Annotated in this window: 13 protein-coding genes; 7 read left to right on the top strand and 6 right to left on the bottom strand. The window is 68.2% G+C overall.

The window, feature by feature from the left end; translation table 11 throughout:
- Positions 1-23 precede the first annotated feature (23 nt).
- Positions 24-1,334: a hypothetical protein gene (locus tag B9C43_RS17985; RefSeq protein ID WP_084427693.1), complete on the top strand. Its 1,311-nt coding sequence runs from the start codon at positions 24-26 to the stop codon at positions 1,332-1,334.
- 30 nt (positions 1,335-1,364) lie between these two features.
- Here B9C43_RS17985 and B9C43_RS17990 read toward each other — a convergent pair whose 3' ends face one another.
- The gene (locus tag B9C43_RS17990; protein ID WP_084427695.1) at positions 1,365-2,252 is read right to left on the bottom strand and encodes a Gfo/Idh/MocA family protein; all 888 of its coding nucleotides are present in this window, start codon (positions 2,250-2,252) and stop codon (positions 1,365-1,367) included.
- A gap of 110 nt (positions 2,253-2,362) precedes the next feature.
- On the opposite strand from B9C43_RS17990, the gene B9C43_RS17995 reads away from it, so the two are divergent.
- Both B9C43_RS17995 and B9C43_RS18000 read left to right on the top strand, forming a co-directional pair.
- Positions 2,363-3,208 carry an NUDIX hydrolase gene (locus B9C43_RS17995; protein WP_084427697.1) on the top strand — a complete coding sequence of 282 codons (846 nt, stop codon included), beginning with the start codon at positions 2,363-2,365 and terminating at the stop codon, positions 3,206-3,208.
- Between the two features lie 9 nt (positions 3,209-3,217).
- A complete protein-coding gene (locus tag B9C43_RS18000) occupies positions 3,218-3,985 on the top strand; it encodes an MBL fold metallo-hydrolase (protein WP_143446383.1) in 768 nt (255 codons plus the stop codon).
- A 177-nt stretch (positions 3,986-4,162) separates the two neighbouring features.
- On the opposite strand, the gene dnaN is transcribed toward B9C43_RS18000, so the two are convergent.
- Positions 4,163-5,260, bottom strand: coding sequence for a DNA polymerase III subunit beta (gene dnaN / locus B9C43_RS18005; protein ID WP_084427699.1), 1,098 nt, complete (start codon positions 5,258-5,260; stop codon positions 4,163-4,165).
- Between the two features lie 60 nt (positions 5,261-5,320).
- Here dnaN and B9C43_RS18010 point away from each other — a divergent pair, with 60 nt between their 5' ends.
- Entirely contained in the window at positions 5,321-6,688 is a 1,368-nt protein-coding gene (locus tag B9C43_RS18010; protein WP_084427702.1) for a CehA/McbA family metallohydrolase, read from the top strand.
- Here B9C43_RS18010 and B9C43_RS18015 read toward each other — a convergent pair.
- The 4 genes from B9C43_RS18015 to B9C43_RS18030 form a co-directional block, all read right to left on the bottom strand.
- Positions 6,685-7,623, bottom strand: coding sequence for a nucleoside hydrolase (locus B9C43_RS18015; protein ID WP_084427704.1), 939 nt, complete (start codon positions 7,621-7,623; stop codon positions 6,685-6,687). The genes B9C43_RS18010 and B9C43_RS18015 overlap by 4 nt on opposite strands.
- A 15-nt stretch (positions 7,624-7,638) precedes the next feature.
- Positions 7,639-8,877, bottom strand: coding sequence for an MFS transporter (locus B9C43_RS18020; protein ID WP_051897289.1), 1,239 nt, complete (start codon positions 8,875-8,877; stop codon positions 7,639-7,641).
- 694 nt (positions 8,878-9,571) lie between these two features.
- A complete protein-coding gene (locus tag B9C43_RS18025; RefSeq protein ID WP_033389944.1) occupies positions 9,572-10,246 on the bottom strand; it encodes a Crp/Fnr family transcriptional regulator in 675 nt (224 codons plus the stop codon).
- Between the two features lie 118 nt (positions 10,247-10,364).
- Positions 10,365-10,613 carry a hypothetical protein gene (locus tag B9C43_RS18030; protein ID WP_033389958.1) on the bottom strand — a complete coding sequence of 83 codons (249 nt, stop codon included), beginning with the start codon at positions 10,611-10,613 and terminating at the stop codon, positions 10,365-10,367.
- Positions 10,614-10,784: 171 nt separating this feature from the next.
- On the opposite strand from B9C43_RS18030, the gene nth reads away from it, so the two are divergent.
- Genes nth through B9C43_RS18045 form a run of 3 tightly spaced genes read left to right on the top strand, consistent with a single transcriptional unit; the run spans position 10,785 to position 12,735 of the window.
- Positions 10,785-11,495 carry an endonuclease III gene (gene nth / locus B9C43_RS18035; protein ID WP_084428286.1) on the top strand — a complete coding sequence of 237 codons (711 nt, stop codon included), beginning with the start codon at positions 10,785-10,787 and terminating at the stop codon, positions 11,493-11,495.
- Positions 11,492-12,058 (top strand): TlpA family protein disulfide reductase, encoded by a 567-nt coding sequence (locus tag B9C43_RS18040; protein WP_084427706.1) that lies wholly within the window; start codon positions 11,492-11,494, stop codon positions 12,056-12,058. The genes nth and B9C43_RS18040 overlap by 4 nt, the downstream gene beginning before the upstream one ends.
- On the top strand, positions 12,055-12,735 hold the full coding sequence (locus B9C43_RS18045; protein WP_084427709.1) for an NUDIX hydrolase: 681 nt from the start codon (positions 12,055-12,057) through the stop codon (positions 12,733-12,735). The genes B9C43_RS18040 and B9C43_RS18045 overlap by 4 nt, the downstream gene beginning before the upstream one ends.

Below are 12,735 nucleotides of genomic sequence, written 5' to 3' on the forward strand. Positions count from 1 at the left end.
ACCAGCTGGAATGGAGAGAAGTCGTGACCCAGGTCGCAGACCGCGTCGCACTCCCGATCCGTGTCCATGACCTTTTGCTGGGCCTCGCGGGCAGGTTGGACGACGACGCCCTGACCGATGCCCGTGAGCTGCTGGCATCGGCGGAACTGGACCGCTCGCTGGAACTGATCGCGGGCTGCCTGGTCGCCGGGCGGATCCCGTTGTCGCCGGTGGAGCGCCGGGACCTGGACGCGATGTTCGCCGAGGCGAACTGCGACACGACCCTGATCCAGCAGCTGAAGGTCGACGACGGCAGGGCCCGCCCGCCGGTGCACAAGTTCCACCCGGGACTGGTGGACTCGCAGATCGGCGGGGCTGAGGCAGGCGTCAGCGAGGCCGTGCACCGCATCCTCGAGGTGCTGCCGGACGTGCGTGCGCTGTGGTGCGTGTGGCGGACCACCCCGGCAGGAGCCGTGGCTGGGCCGGTGCCGCACCGGATCGTGCTCGTCGAGATCGGACCGCGTGGCTTCCCGCCCGCGACCGCGTACCGGATCGAGCACGCGTTGCGGCGGGCCGGTATCCGCGCGGCGGTCGAGGTGCTGCGCGACAACTCCCCGCTGACCGAGTACCACCGCCAGGGCATGCAGCAGGCGCGCCGGGTGTCGTTCGAAGGCGCGCCCGAGGAGCCTGCTTCAGAGGTGCCGCGGACGTGGGGCCAGCAGCGTGACTCGTGGAAGGAAGACGTCCCGTCGGCTCCGGTCCCGCTGCCGGTCCCGGTCCCGGTCCCGGCTCCGGTCGAGGATCAGCCCGCGACCAGCAGCTGGATCCCGGAGATGGACTCGCCGTCGACCACCCCGGCCAAGGCGCCCAAGCCTTCGCCCAAGGAGACGACGAACGTCCTCGACCCGGTGATCGACCCCGTCGTCGACGCGGCGCCGGAACCACCTGCCCGGCCCGAGCGGCCGAACTTCGACCAGCCAGCCCTGCGTCAGGCAAGCCCGGTTGTCGACGAGCCGGAGCCTGCCGGCAAGCCGAAGAAGCCGGCCCCAGCGCCGTCGCCGACCTCGCTGTCGCCGACCTCGCTGTCGTCGAAGGACACGTTCGAGGACAGCGACCTCAACGACCAGGAACGCGACCTGCTGCGTCAGCTGCAGGAAGAGCTGGCCAAGCGGGAGCAGGCCGAGGCGGCGTCCAGCAACAAGAAGCTGAGCTGGCAGACCGACAAGTCCAGCCGCCACTCGGATCCCGAGCCCAAGTGGCAGACCCCTTCGACGGTGACGCCGCGGATCATCAACGGCGTCCCGCCGACCGCGGGCGGTTCGGCCGAGCCACCTCGCTTCCCACCCGGAGCCTGAGTGTTTGGCCGGTGCCAACCGGCCAAACACCTACGACACTTTTTCGGTGATCGCTTCGATGACGCGTTGCAGGTGAAGGCCGCGCTGGGCGTCGCAGGGGTGCTCGGTTGTGCCGCTGTGCACCATGGCGACGAAGTCGTCCAGCATGACGGTGAAAGCCTGGTCTGACGGTGTTTGGCGGCCAGGCAGCAGCCGGTAGCCGCGGTCGCCGTACACGCTGAAGTCGACCACCGTCGGCTCCAGCGGCATCTGCAGCGAGATCGTGATGGTGCTTGTCGCGCCGTTCTCGTGGCCGAGCATGAAGTGCCAGAGGTCGCGCTTGCCGCGCGTGGCGCCACGGACTTCGGTCACCTTGCCAAGCGCTGCGTCCATCAAGTCGATCACGTGCGGGCCGATGTCCAGCAACGCGCCGTTCTCGTGGCGCCACGCCGAGCCCGAGTAGTCCTCGGACAGCAGCGCGCCGGACATCCACTGCGCGTTGCCGCCGACCCAACCGCCCACTGTGCGCAGGTCAGCGAGCCAATCCATAGTTTCCTGGGTGAATCGCCGGACCAGGGAGACGAGCGACGCGACACCCGCGTCGGCGATCGCACCGGCCAGGCGTTCGGCTTGGTCGACGGTGGCGGCGAGTGGTTTTTCGAGGATCACGTGCTTGCCTGCCTTGACCGCCTGCAGAGCGAGCTCACCCTGCACCTCCGGCGGGACCGCGAAGGCGACGGCGTCGACCTGGTCGATCAGTTCGGCCGGGGTATCGGCGGCCTGGGTGCAATAAGTCTTGGCTATCGCCTCGGCAGCCTCGCGGCGACGAGCCCAGACGGAGGTCAGATGCACTCCTGGATGGTTGGCCAGCCCAGGCGCGTGTGCGCGCTCCGCCCACAGCCCGGCGCCGATCAGTCCAACCCGCACTTGTTCGTCCACGGGCCCAGTATTTACTCCCCGGGTATGCCCACGGGGAATGAGGCCGGGGTCACGGCGTGCTTCTTCGATCTCGGCTTTAGGCTCGGGGAGTGCGTGAACTGCCGAAGGAGATGGTTCTGCCGGAATCGATGGTTCCGGACGAGTTCCCTGATCCGCCGGTGACGCCGAAGGACGCGGCCACAGTGGTGTTGCTGCGTGACACCTCGGCCGGGATCGAGGCTTTCCTGCTGCGCCGGGTCGTCGGCATGGCGTTCGCGGGCGGGATGAGCGTGTTCCCCGGCGGAGGCGTGGACCGGCGAGACGCCGACGCGGACATCGCGTGGGCCGGTCCGCCGGCCGAGTGGTGGGCTTCGAAGTTCGCCTGTCCGGTGCCGCTCGCCCGTTCTCTGGTGTGCGCGGCTGTGCGCGAGACATTCGAGGAATCCGGCGTCCTGCTGGCAGGCCCGTCCGCCGACAGCGTGGTATCCGACACTCAGCCCTACGCCGGTGCTCGGAAGTCCTTGGTAGAGCGCGAATTCTCGTTCGCCGAGTTCCTCGCGGACACTGGGCTCGTGCTGCGTGCGGACCTGTTGCGGCCGTGGGCGAACTGGGTCACGCCCGCCGAAGAACCGCGGCGCTACGACACGAAGTTCTTCATCGCCGCACTCCCGGAAGGCCAGCGCGCGGACGGATCGACGTCCGAGGCGGACCACGCCGAATGGCGCCGCCCGGCCGATGCGATCGGCCTGTGGAAAGCGGGCGAACGCGGCCTGCTGCCGCCGACCTGGATGACCCTGACCGAACTCGGCGAGAAGGCGACCGTCGCCGACGCGATGGCCACGGACCGGACGATCAGCAAGATCATTCCCAAGGTGATCAGGGAAGGCCGGATCCTGCGGCCGGTCCTGCCCGGCGACCCGGCCTACGACCGGGCTGTCGGTCACCTGGACGCCCGACCGGACGACACCCTCGGCTGAGGAGGACGCGTGAAGCACCCGGCGTATGGCGTGTTGCGTGAGGTCACGCCGACCGCATCGGTGATGCTCGAGAACAACCCCGGCCACATGACACTCGACGGCACGAACACCTGGCTGCTGCGCGGCCCGGACGCCGAGGACTACATCGTCGTCGACCCCGGCTACGAGGACATCCCACACCTGACCCGGGTAGCGGACACCGGCCCGATCGCGCTGATCCTGGTGACCCACCACCACGAGGACCACGTCGGTGGCGCCCCTCGGTTGGCCGAGCTCACCGGAGCTCCGATCCGCGCGTTCGACCGCAAGCTCTGCCGCGACGCCGACCCCGTGTCGCACGGCGAAGTCGTCACCGCAGCCGGCCTCGAGCTGACCGTCCTGCACACCCCAGGCCACACCGACGACTCGATCTGCTTCCAGCTCGACGACGCAGTACTGACCGGCGACACCATCCTCGGCCGCGGCACAACGGTGATCTCCTCACTCGGCCACTACCTCGACACCCTGCGCCTCCTGCGGACAATCCCCGGAGTCGCCGCATTGCCCGGCCACGGCGAGGAACTCCCAGACCTCGCCGCCGTCGCCAGCGAATACCTGGCGCATCGCGAGGAACGTCTCGACCAGGTCCGTGCCGCGTTGGAGCAGCTCGGCCCGGACGCGACAGCCCGCCAGGTCGTCGAAGTCGTCTACGCGGACGTGGACAAGTCCTTGTGGGAGCCAGCGGAGTGGTCGGTCCGCGCACAGCTGGAATACCTGCGCAGCATCCCGACACCCTGAACCCGCGTGTCCACCTTTCCGGCACCTCGTGTCCGCCTTTCCGACACCCCGTGTCGACCACTGCCGCACCATGAAATTCCCCTGCGCGCACCGGACCGGCGAACTCGCGGTGCCGGAATGCGCATCTCGTGGTGCCGGAATGTGCATCTCATGGTGTCGGTGTGGTGGACACGCCCGTCAGGTGGCTGGTGGGCGCATTGGCGCGACCATGTAGCGCAGGTCCATCACCTCCTCGGCATTGGGTGAGCTGAATACGGTTGCGCGCATGCCTGGCTGGATGGCTAGGCGGACTCGGCCGCCGGAGAACGGCTTCAGGGCGTCGATCAAGAACCGTGACTGGAATGACGGCGATGTGCGGCCGTCGGACACGTCGGCCTTGAGTGTCTCCTCGGCTTCGCCTGCTTGCTGGTCCGCGGTGCGCAGGCGGATCTCGTTGTCGCCGACCTCGATTTTGAGCACGCCTCGGCTGTCCGCGTAGAGCGCGACTCGTCGGACGGCGGCCAGCAGTGCGTCGGCGTCCAGCTCGACAGTGGTGTCCACAGCGGACAAAACCAGCTTGCTTTCGCTGAGGAACGAACCGTCCAGCAGTGCTGTGGTGACGACCGAGTTGTCCCACGCCAGGCCGACGCGGTTGTCGTCGACGTGCAGGGCGACCTGGCCCCGGGCTTGTCTGGCGACTTCGGCCAAGAGCGTTGCCGGGATCAGTGCGTCGAGGTCCGCGGCGACCGGCGTCCACGGCAGGGAAGCGACTGCCATGCGGTAGCGGTCCGTCGCGGCCAGCACCAACCGGTCACCGTCGGCGCGGACCCGTACGCCGGTGAACAACGGCAGCGCCTCATCACGGGAAGCGGTCGCGGCGACGGTCGTCAGTGCGGCGACGAACAGGTCGCCGTCGACCGACCCCGCGAGCGGAGGCGCGGTGGGCACGCCGGGGTGCAGATCCGCGTCGAGGAGCGGCAACGCGAATCGGGCATTCGGCGTCCGGACAGCCAACCGCGCACCTTCCACGGCGATACGCACCATCGGTACGTCCAAGGCGCGCAACGTTTCGGCGAACGGCTTGGCCGGTACGAGCACACGCCCCGGTGTGTGCACGGCGGCCGAGCAGGACAGCCGGATGGCACGCTCCCGGTCGCTGCCCGCGAGGACGACGCCGTCGTCCGTCGTGGTCAGCAGCAGCCCGGCGAGCACAGGGTCGAGCGTCCGGCCGGGCAGCAGGCGCACTGCCTCGGCGGCCGCGTTGGCCAGGTCTGTCGTGGTGGCGGTCAGGTCCATGCTCCGCACCGTAGCGGGCACCTGTGACAATTTCGTGTTTTCGCAGGTAGGTTCGTGAATATGACGGATGATCAGGTCTGGACGATCACCGGCGCGTTCGACCCGGGCGCACCGGACTGGCACTACCTGCCGGTCGAGATCCCCGAAGGTGTCCGGGAGATCGAGGTCGTCTACCGCTACGACAGGCCGGACGTCCCGCCAGGCGTCAAGGGCAACGCGCTGGACATCGGCGTTTTCGGGCCGCACGAACAGTTCCGCGGCTGGTCCGGTGGTGCGCGGGACCGATTCGTGGTCAACGCGACCGAAGCGACGCCCGGCTACCTGCCCGGGCCGATCGAGCCCGGGGAATGGCAGATCATCCTCGCGCCGTACACGGTTTCCCCGCAAGGCATGACGTTCGAAGTGGACGTGACTGTCCGATTTGGACTCGATGGTCCCGCGTTCCAGCCGAACCCGGCACCCGCGAGGGCGCCGCAAGCTGACCGTGGGAAGAGCTGGTACCGAGGCGACGGCCACCTGCACACGATCTACTCGGACGGTCGACGCAAACCGGAAGAACTCGTCGCCGACGCACGCGCGGCGGGCTTGGACTTCATCGTTTCCACTGAGCACAACACTCCGAGCGCCCACCTGCAGTGGGGCGACCATGCGACCGAGGACCTGTTGATCCTCAACGGAGAAGAGGTCACCACCCGCACCGGGCACTGGCCTGCGTGGAACCTGCCGGCAGGCACCTGGATCGACTGGCGCTACCGCGCGGACGACCCGCGTCAGCTGCAGAAGTTCGTCGACGAGGTGCACAAGTCCGGCGGCCTGGTCGTCGCGGCGCACCCGTTCGGCCCGTGCATCGGCTGCACTTGGGAATATGGCTACGAAAGCGCGGATCTGGTCGAGATCTGGAACGGACCGTGGACGCTGGACGACGAGGCCGCGGTCATCGCGTGGGACGGCTTGTTGCGTGCCGGACGCTGGATTCCCGCGGTCGGCAACAGCGACTCGCACACCCATGGTGACCGAGTTGGCTTGCCGCACAACGTAGTCCTGGCCGACGGGTTGACCGGCAGTCAGCTGATGGAGGGCTTTGCCAAGGGACGCAACTGGATCGCCGAGTCGTCCAGTGTCCAACTCGAATTCACCGCGACCGCGGGCGGCACGACCGTGGGCATCGGCGAGACCATGAAAACCGATCCGGGCACGCCGATCGCCATTGAGATCAAGGCAAGCGGCGCGCCCGACACGCATGTCCGGATCCTGGACCACCACGGTCCCCAGTGGGGCGGCTACGTTCCCGCTGAGGGTGCGACGATCATGTGGACGACGCAAAGCCGTTACAGCAAATGGGTTCGCGTCGAGATCCGGCGTGAGGAGCCGACACCGACCACACGGGACACCATGGTGGCGTTGACGAATCCGATCTTCTTCCGTTAGTACCGGCTGGTCAGCTCGTCACGCACGAAGGCGCGCAACTCGTCGACGTCGGCGTCCAGTGCGACGTCGACCAGGCGGTGAGCCGGCGGCTTGAGGCCGTTGCGCAGATCGGCGAAGGTCGCGCCGCTGCCCGGTCCGTCGGTGCAGTCGATCTCCAGCTCCAGCGGCGTGGTCTTGAGGATGCCCGGCCTGATCGCCTCGGCGACCGCGATGGCGTCGTGCATGATGAAGTCGTCCCTGCCGACTTCTTGCCGGTAGAACTCCCGGTAGTGCGGCGTCATCGCGGCCAGTTCACGGCCGACGGCGTTGGCCGACGAGACCGCGGACAGCCACTCGTCGCCGACCGCGCACTTCATCGTGATGTCCAGTGGGACGAGCGTGACCGGGACGTCCTCCACGACCAGCACCCGTCGCGCCGCCTCGGGGTCGACCCACACGTTGAACTCGGCGGTCGACGTGATGTTCCCGCCGGAGATGCCGCCGCCCATGATCACCAGCCGGTCGATCTTGGACTTGATCCCCGGGTGCGCGGCCAGCAGCAGCGCGATGTTGGTCAACGGCCCGATCGGGACGATCGTGACCGGTTCCGTGGCCGCGCTGAGCTGATCGACCATGAACGTCACGGCGTCGCGCGGGTCCACGCTCGCCGACGAAGTACCGATGTTGTACCCGTGCCCGCCGAGGCCGTCATTGCCGTGTGCGTCGTCGGTGCGGGGCGGCCTGCACAGGGCCTTGTCCGCACCCACTGCGACAGGAACGTCCTCACGCCCGCACAGCGACAGGATGTTCAGCGCGTTGCGTGTGGTGTGCTCGATGCCGATGTTGCCTGCCACGGTGGTGACCCCGAGCAGGTCGACGTCCGGATGGCGAGCCGCCAACGCGATGGCGAAGGCGTCGTCAACGCCAGGGTCAGTGTCGATGATCAGGCGACGCATGGTTCTCCTAGCTCTTTAGCTCGCGAGTGCGTGGTCTGCTTTCCGGCCAGGCACACCTGCCGCGATCGTGCCACGGAACACGAACACCAGGCCGGCGAAGATGACACCGGCGACCGCCGCCGCGACGAACGCGGACGACACGCTGACGTGCTCGACCAAGTAGCCGCTCACCGACTGCCCCAGCGCGAGGCCGAGCGTGACAGCGGTGATCACCCAGCCGAAGGCCTCGGTCATCGTGCTCGGCGGCGCGACCTGCTCCAGAGCGGTCGAGTGCGACGTCGACTGCGGGGTGATCATCGCGCCGGCGATCAGCAGCGTCGCCCCCAACCAGAACAACGTGGTCGGGATGGCCGAGAACGTGACGAGGATGGCGAACACACCAAGCAGGACGGGCAGCCTCAGGTGCAACGGCCGTGGCCACGGGCGCATCCCGTAGATCACGCCGAAGATCACCGAGCTGATCGACCAGACGCTGAGCATCAGGCCACCCATCGCCTGCTGACCGGCCGCTGTCGCCGCGGCAGGAACCGCGACCTCGACGAAACCGATCACTACGCCGAAGCCCATCACCGCGAGGATGACGGTCCACATACCCGGGCTGACCAGTGGGCCAAGCAGACGCGACCCACTCTGCACCGCCATCGGCCGCTGCGCGCGAACGGTCTTGGTCAGCGCGAACGCGACCGCCCCGACTGCCTGGGTTGCCGCGCTGATCAGCACGCCCGTACCGGCCCACGGCAGCGCCGCGAGCAGCCCGGCCAGACCTGGTCCGAGGATGAAGAACACCTCGATGCTGATCGCGTCGTAGTTGTACGCGGCCTGACGCGTGCGGCCCGCGGGCAACAGCCGAGACCACAAGGTCCGCGACGCGGAACCGACGGTCGGCTGTGTCTTGCCGACCAAGAAGGCGAACGCCACGAGGGCCGGAGTGCTCGCGCCTGACTCCACACTGATGACGGCGATCGTCACGAAGACGACGAAAGCGGAGGACGTGACCAGCAGCGGACGACTCGGTCCAAGGCGGTCCATGACCCGGCCCTGCAGCACCGATCCGATGGCGGCGCCAACCAGCGCGCCCGCCGACACCAGGCCCGCGGTCGCGTACGAACCTGTCGTGCGCTGCACGTAGAACAGCAGCGCGAAGCCGACCATCGCGATCGGCAGGCGGGCGAACACGGCGGCGATCATCGGGCCGCGAGCGCCAGGAGTGGTCAGGGCGGTCCGGTAGTCGGCGAACGAGACGTTGTGGGACACGCGTACCAGTATGAGGTCAACTGGTACACCCGTACCACTAAATTACGGTGGGTTTCCTCACCTTCGTCCGATCGGGGCAATCGCTGGACAAGTGGATCACGGTTCCGTAACGGAAAGTGAATTCGCTGCGAACTCGCGCAACGAATACGACTCAACCGAGTCCTGGAGGGTGAAAAGACTTGAGGAGCAGGGGTCCCTCGGGCGATGGTGGATTTCGCCGCCGGTCACCCGGGTACACAGCAGGCGGCGCAACAAGCTCCCTCCGGCGGAAGGGTCGGGGCCAAGACGCACGGAGGGCGGGGAGCGCGGACCGTCGGGGGATGGCTCGCGCGAAGAAGAAAGGCGCCTGGTGGCCACGTCGGGGGTGGCCGCCAGGCGCCTTTCTCGTACCGCGGGAGCGAAGCGACAGCGGGCAGAGAAAGGAAACCCGCGCGTGTCCACCAGCTCCGGCATGGTGTGTTGAACGCGAGCGGCGAACGGCGAAAACCAGCGGAGCTGGAAGCGAGTCGAGCAGTTTGACTCACCGTGCCGGAATGGTGGACACGCGCCGGGGGAGAGGCTAGGTGGTCCCCTCGAGCGGCAATCTCATGGTGCTGCAGCGGTGGACACGGCGTGCTTGAAAGTGCATCTCGGGGGGCTGCAACGGTGGACACGCGAGGGCCCCGGCTGGGCCGGGGCCTTTCGGGTGGTCTGGTCAGCGGGCGCGGCGGGCCAGGCGCTCGGGGTCCAGGATCAGGACGCTCTTGCCTTCCAACCGCAGCCAGCCGCGGTGTGCGAAGTCCGCGAGAGCCTTGTTGACCGTCTCCCGGGACGCACCGACGTACTGGGCGATCTCTTCCTGGGTCAGGTCGTGCGTGACCCGGAGCAGGCCAGCCTCCTGGCTGCCGAACCGCTGCGCCAGCTGGAGCAGCGCCTTCGCGACCCGGCCGGGCACGTCGGTGAAGATCAGGTCGGCGAGCATGCCGTTGGTCCGGCGCAGCCTGCGCGCCACGACCCGCAGCAGCTGCTCCGCGATCTCCGGGCGGGTGGCGATCCACTGCCGCAGTTCCGGGCGACCCATCGTCACCGCGCGGACCTCGGTCACGGTCGTCGCCGTCGAGGTGCGCGGGCCCGGGTCGAAGATCGAGAGCTCACCGAACATGTCGGACGGCCCGAAGATGCCGAGCAGGTTCTCCCGCCCGTCTGGCGATTTCCTGCCAAGCTTCACCTTGCCGGACAGGATGATGTACAGCCGGTCGCCGGGCTCACCCTCGGCGAAGATGACATGCCCACGGGGGAATTCCACGTTCTCGAGCGTCTGGCTCAGCGCCTCGGCTGCCGCGGGCTCAACCCCCTGGAAGATGCCTGCCCTGGCCAGGGTCTCGTCCACGCTCGTCCCTCCTGTCGAGACACGGCGAACTAGACGCCGTCGCCGTCTTCACTACCTGCAGTGTAGGACGTTCACCCGGATGCACTTACCGGGCACGCCGCACGCTACCGCGTGGTAGTCACATGCGCACGCGTTGCCTTGTCCGCGCGGCGCGCCCGCCGCGGCGGCGGAGCCGGAAAAGGTCCAGAGCGCGACCGATGCCGTGGCCGTAGAGCGCGCGGGCCTCGTCTGGACGCATGTCCTCGAGCAGCTGGGTGACCTCATCCTCACGCACCGCCGCGTCCCGCAGGCGGGTCTCGACGCGCTCCATGAACAGCGCGAAGAGCATGATCACGAGCGGTACCACGAACACGAACCAGACAGCCACCATCGGTTTGATCCTCGCTTAACGTGCTTGCATCGGCACATTGACTAAGACGTCTGGGGTCGGTCGACGTTGTTCGGCGGCCCGTAGGCTAGTCCCGTGCCTCCCGCCACCAAGCAGCCCCCCGGGCAGACGGTCAAGCCGGCGACGGGGTTGGTCCGCCGTGCCCGCCGGATGATCCGCGCGTTGTCGGAGGCGTTTCCGGACGCGCGTGCCGAGCTGGATTTCACCAACCCGCTTGAACTGATCGTCGCGGTCGTGCTGTCCGCGCAGACCACGGACGTCCGGGTCAACCTGACCACGCCCGCGTTGTTCGCGAAGTACAAGACCGCCGAGGACTACGCCGGCGCCGACCGCACCGAGCTGGAGGAGCTGATCCGGCCGACGGGCTTCTACCGCAACAAGGCCGCCGCTCTCATCGGTCTCGGCGCGGCGCTGGTCGAGCGCTACAACGGCGAGGTCCCCGGCACGATGGAAGAGCTCGTCACGCTGCCGGGTGTTGGCCGCAAGACCGCGAACGTCGTGCTGGGCAACGCGTTCGGCGTCCCAGGGCTGACCGTGGACACGCACTTCGGCCGGCTCGTCCGGCGTTGGGAGTGGACGGCCGAAGAGGACCCGGTCAAGGTCGAGTACGCGGTCGGCGCGCTGTTGCCGCCCAAGGACTGGACGATGGCATCGCACTGGATCATCTTCCACGGCCGCCGCGTCTGCCACGCGAAGAAGCCCGCATGCGGCGCATGTCTGCTGGCCAAGGACTGCCCGTCGTACGGCACCGGCCCGACGGAGTTCGAAGTGGCCGCCAAGCTCGTCAAGGGCGTGGAGGCCGAGCACTTGATCGCGCTCGCCGAGAAGGCCGGCAAGCCGAAGCGCAAGGCGGTCGGTTGAGCGTCAGGGTTCGCTGGGCGATTGTCGCGCTGGTCTTGGTCGTGGCCGGGGCGATCGCCTTATGGCCGCGCGATGAGGAAACACCGGCTCAGGCAGCACCGCCGCCTGAGCCGATCAAGACCAACCTGCCGACGTGCGCACGGCAGGGCGTCGCACTGGAGACCATGCAGGGTCTGAAGGCGACTTGCCTGGCCGACGGCGGTGTCGCGGACGTCGCGCAAGCGTTTGCCGGGCCGGTCCTGGTGAACGTCTGGGCCACGTGGTGCCCGCCGTGCCAGGACGAACTGCCCGTGCTCTCGGCCTACGCCGCCGAGCCGGACGCGATCCCGGTCGTGACGCTCGCGATCGAAAGCGACCAGTCCACCGCGATCGCGATGCTGACGAACCTGGGCATCAAACTGCCCGCGCTGCTCGACAAGGACGGCTCGGTGCGCAAGGCGCTGAAGGTGCCGGACGCGCTGCCCGCGTCGTACCTGATCGACGCGCAGGGAACGGTGAACTTCGTCAACGATCCGCGCGTGTTCAAGTCTGTGGCGGACGTACGCGAGGCGGTAGGCCGATGACGCACGGTCCGCTGGTGGATCCGGCCGATGTGCCGCACTGGATGAGCAAACTCGTCGAGGGCACCCGGGAGATGGACGCCGAGGTGTTCCGCAGGCTCAGCCCGCCTGATCACGTGATCGCGCGGGACGCGGCCGTGCTGATCCTGCTCGCCGAAGGCCCCAACGGGCCGGATGTGTTGTTGTTGCTGCGGTCGGACGCGTTGGGCTCGCACGCGGGCCAGGTCGCGTTCCCCGGCGGGAAAGCCGACGAGGGCGACGACTTCCCGATCGGGACCGCGCTTCGTGAGGCGGCTGAGGAAACCGGGGTGTTCCTGCCCGGTGTCCAGCCGGTCGCCGTTATGCCCGCTTTGTATGTGCCCGTTTCCAAGTTCCTTGTCACGCCTGTACTCGCGTACTGGCACACCCCCTCGCCGGTGCGGGCGGTCGATCCGGCGGAGACCGCGGCCGTCGCCCGCATCCCCATTGATCACCTGGCGAATCCGGCGAACCGCTTCATGGTCCGCCACCCGTCCGGGTTCACCGGGCCCGCGTTCTCCGCGCCGGGCATGCTGGTGTGGGGCTTCACGGCGGCGTTGCTGACGGTCGTGCTGGCGGTCGGCGGCTGGGAAGTGCCGTGGGACACGAACGATGTCCGGGAACTTGACGTAGCGTGGCGGTCTAGCCGTCCAGAGGAGTGA

Origin of the sequence: Kibdelosporangium aridum (assembly GCF_900176515.1) — a bacterium.
In the GTDB taxonomy this organism is placed as follows: Bacteria; Actinomycetota; Actinomycetes; order Mycobacteriales; family Pseudonocardiaceae; genus Kibdelosporangium; species Kibdelosporangium aridum.

Coding starts and splice junctions, on each gene's coding strand:
- B9C43_RS18045 (WP_084427709.1), top strand. CDS start 12,055: ATGACGCACGGTCCGCTGGTGGATCCGGCCGATGTGCCGCACTGGATG.
- B9C43_RS18015 (WP_084427704.1), bottom strand. CDS start 7,623: ATGCGTCGCCTGATCATCGACACTGACCCTGGCGTTGACGACGCCTTC.
- B9C43_RS17995 (WP_084427697.1), top strand. CDS start 2,363: ATGGTTCTGCCGGAATCGATGGTTCCGGACGAGTTCCCTGATCCGCCG.
- nth (WP_084428286.1), top strand. CDS start 10,785: ATGATCCGCGCGTTGTCGGAGGCGTTTCCGGACGCGCGTGCCGAGCTG.
- B9C43_RS18010 (WP_084427702.1), top strand. CDS start 5,321: ATGACGGATGATCAGGTCTGGACGATCACCGGCGCGTTCGACCCGGGC.
- dnaN (WP_084427699.1), bottom strand. CDS start 5,260: ATGGACCTGACCGCCACCACGACAGACCTGGCCAACGCGGCCGCCGAG.